This is a genomic window from Streptomyces sp. NPDC096311, from assembly GCF_044763085.1.
In the GTDB taxonomy this organism is placed as follows: domain Bacteria; phylum Actinomycetota; class Actinomycetes; order Streptomycetales; family Streptomycetaceae; genus Streptomyces.
Genome location: NZ_JBIWFN010000031.1, coordinates 1 through 3,423, shown reverse-complemented (window position 1 = coordinate 3,423; position 3,423 = coordinate 1). Strand labels below are relative to the sequence as shown.

Below are 3,423 nucleotides of genomic sequence, written 5' to 3'. Positions count from 1 at the left end.
CCACCCGCGCGGTGCCGTCACCGCACGCCGTGGCCAACCGGCCCTCATCAGGACTCAACACCGCCGCGGACACGACCCCTTGGTGGCTGAAAGCCGAGACCTCACCGCCGTTCACGTCCCAGATGCGCGTCGTCCCGTGATCGTCCGCGGTCACCACCCGGGTCCCGCCGGGTCCGAAGGCCGCAATGCTCACCGGACCGCCGTGTTCGAAACGCGCGATCTCCTCACCGCCGTTCACGTCCCAGATGCGCGTCGTCCCGTGATCGTCCGCGGTCACCACCCGGGTCCCGCCGGGTCCGAAGGCCGCAATGCTCACCGGACCGCCGTGTTCGAAACGCGCGATCTCCTCACCGCCGTTCACGTCCCAGATGCGCGTCGTCCCGTGATCGTCCGCGGTCACCGCCCAGGTCCCGCTCAGGCCGGAGGACACCCCCCGGATCTCCTCGTCCTGTTCGAAACGGGAGACTTCGGTACCGGAAGTGGCCCAGACCCGCACCACCCCATCACCACCCGCAGTGAGTACCTGACCCCCGCCGGGACCGAAGGCCGCAGTACCCACCGGCCCGCCATGCTCGAAACGCGCGACCTCCACACCATCGCTCACGCCCCAGACCCGTACCACCCCATCACCACCCGCCGTGAGCACCTTGCTCCCGCCCGCGTCGAACACCACGAGACGCACCGGACCGCCAACCCGGAAGCTGCCGCGGGGACGTCCAGCGAGCCGAAGGATGCGGCGGACCACCCTGTCACCGTCGAGGGTGGGCATGCGCTGCAAGGAGGTGATGCCTGACCGCAACGCCAGGGCAGACTGCCCGCCGTCCAGGGCTTCACGGCTTCGGCGTGACCACAGCAGAGCATCGGAGTGGTCGGCGACGCGATGACGTTCGGCCTGCTCGGCATCGGCCTGGCTCTTGCTCAGGGCGATGAACTCGGCGACACCGTTCACGTCCTCGGGATGTGAGCGGACCATGCCGAGTGCTGCGGCCAGCCGCCGCCCCCGGAGCAGCAGCTCCGGGTCTCGCTCGTGCTGCACCCACTGTTGCCGCGCCGCGACCATGCCGGTCTTCCACGCTGAGAAGTCCCGGTTCGTATCAACCCAACGATGGAGTCGTTCCCATCCGAGCAAGATCGCCTCGTGCGCGACTTCCACCACCTGAGTCTCGGCGCTGACTCGATCGTCACTGTTTTGCATTGTGCTGATGGCCAGTAGCCGTGCGTCACCCAGCCGCTCGACGGTGCTCCAGTCGGCCACGCGCAGATCTGCACGGTGGACCTGACGGGCGACGTCAGGCCTGTCGGCTTGGACAAGTTCGGTGAATATCCGCTGCGCGGCTTCCTGCTGGTCACGCGGCAACGCCGCGTAGCAGTCCTCTGCGTGGCCGGCCAGTGTGGCAGCCACTCCGCCGAGGTTACGGTACGCCTTGAGGGTGAGCATCCGTCCCCGCTGGAGCTCCCAGAGCCGAGTCAGAGTGAACTCAAGAAGTGGCAGCTCTCCCGGTCGGCCTTGGAAGTCGTCCCGGATCAGCCCGGCCAGCCCGTCCTCGAACTCGATGGGGTGCCGCCCTCCGGCGGCTCGAGCTGGAGCCGCGATCGCCAGGTGCAGATCGTCGCCGGACATCGGCAGCAGCCGAAGAGCGTGCGTCTGGACATAGCCGCCCAGGGGATCATCGGATTCGACGAGATCCCAGAAGAAGTCGCTTCGCACGCTGAGGACGACACGAAGATGGTCCGGCCCTTCCACCAGGAGCTGGTTCAGCAAACCGATGATCGTGCTGCGCTGTTCAGTCGCATGGTGGGTGAAGAGTTGCTCGAACTGGTCGATCACCAACAGCATCCGCGAGGCTCCCGTCGCCGCACGCACGTAGTCAGCCGCCGTGGCGAGTCCTTCATCGACGATCCGCGTACGCCACAGTTTCATCTCCGACCCGGTAAGTGGCACACGGGCTCCGGCGGCGCGGGCGAAAGCGGCGGTCAGGTGCACCAAGGCACCGCTTCCTGGACGAAAAGTCGCCGTCCTGACACCTCCGGTCGCGGACAGGGTCGGGACCAGCCCGGCCGCGATGACCGAGGACTTGCCCACGCCGGAACGCCCGGCCACGACGAGGAGCGGGTCGTGGTCGGACGCCGCGACGAGCTGCGCGACGAACCGCTCCCGGCCGAAGAACAGGGCCGAGTCGTCCTCGGTGAAGGCGGACAAGCCCTTGTACGGATTGGGAGGCGGCCGATACAGCACCTCGGGCCACGTCTCCACCAGCAAGTCCGCGCCGATGACGTAGACGTCGGTGGCCTCTCGATCATGTGGGACCGCTTGCACGATCCCCACCACCTGGCCGGTGCTCTGGTCCCAGACAGGCCCGCCGCTGTAGCCGGACTGCACGCGGAAGATGCCACGCAGGTCACCGTCCACCTGATGGCGCACCTGATCGTAGGCGCCCATCAACCGGCCCGCGGCATTGCCCATACGGGGCTTGCCGTGCATTCCCTTGTTCGGTCCCCATACCCCTACGCGACGCTCACCCGCAGGACCGTCGTCCGACGAAATGAGGGTTGCGGCCTCCACGCCCAGCGGCAGTTCCTCGCTCAGCCTGAGTCCCGCGACATCGCGAAGCTCGAACGGCACGCCTTCGAGTGGCAACCACGCCGCTACCCTGACGGCGCGTATGACCGAGTCGCCCGCCTCGCCGGCGAACGGGAACTCGACGTGGAGCCACGCCGGCCCAGGCGCGGTCGCCACCCGGCGATCACGGCCGAGCGCGACATTGACCACGTGCGCGCAGGTGACGATCTCTCGTTCCCCCGCGACGAAGGCGACGCCGACCGGCGCGTTGCCTGCACCCAATACGCGCACCAGGAACCGTTCAGGACGCATTTGACGGCTCGGACTCTCCCTCCCCGCTGTCGCGCATGCCACGGTCCCAGGCGATGGTCACCGCCAAGGCCGCCTCGGCCGAACCGCGTGCGAAGATCACCCCTGTTTCGCCCCCGAACTTCAGACCGAACTCGAGCGTGACCGTGTCGGGGCCTCGTGCTGCCGTCCGCAATCGGGTCACGATCGTCGCCAGAGCCGGCTCCAGACCGTCGAACGCCTCGGCCAGGCTCTGCAGTGCCTGTGCTGACCGACCCGTTCCCCCCTCGGCGACCAGTTCGACATCATCACCAAGATCGACCACATCTGCGAGATCAACTTCGGCGACCATGAATCGATCTTCGCCGTCCGTACTGGTCAGCGGAATTCTGAGTAACAAGCTGCCCCCGCCCTCGCTGCCACCATCCTTTCTCACGACGGTACCGGCCTTGGTGCGTAATGTCCCGCGAACAGTTCCATGCACTAGTAGGACTCCGTTAGGTTGCTCTGGCTCTGAGGTTCTGGCTGGTGGGGGATGTTCTGGGCAGGGGGCGGTGGCAGGTGGTGCAGGTGCC

2 protein-coding genes are annotated in these 3,423 nt (G+C 67.3%); both read right to left on the bottom strand.

From position 1 onward, the window contains the following. The coding region (locus tag ACIRA5_RS47980; protein ID WP_403703319.1) for a trypsin-like peptidase domain-containing protein at positions 1–2,872 on the bottom strand (2,872 nt) is incomplete at its 3' end. Next, positions 2,862–3,200 (bottom strand): CU044_2847 family protein, encoded by a 339-nt coding sequence (locus ACIRA5_RS47975; RefSeq protein ID WP_403703315.1) that lies wholly within the window; start codon positions 3,198–3,200, stop codon positions 2,862–2,864. The genes ACIRA5_RS47975 and ACIRA5_RS47980, both read right to left, overlap by 11 nt. Positions 3,201–3,423 lie beyond the last annotated feature (223 nt).

Coding starts and splice junctions, on each gene's coding strand:
- ACIRA5_RS47975 (WP_403703315.1), bottom strand. CDS start 3,200: ATGGTCGCCGAAGTTGATCTCGCAGATGTGGTCGATCTTGGTGATGAT.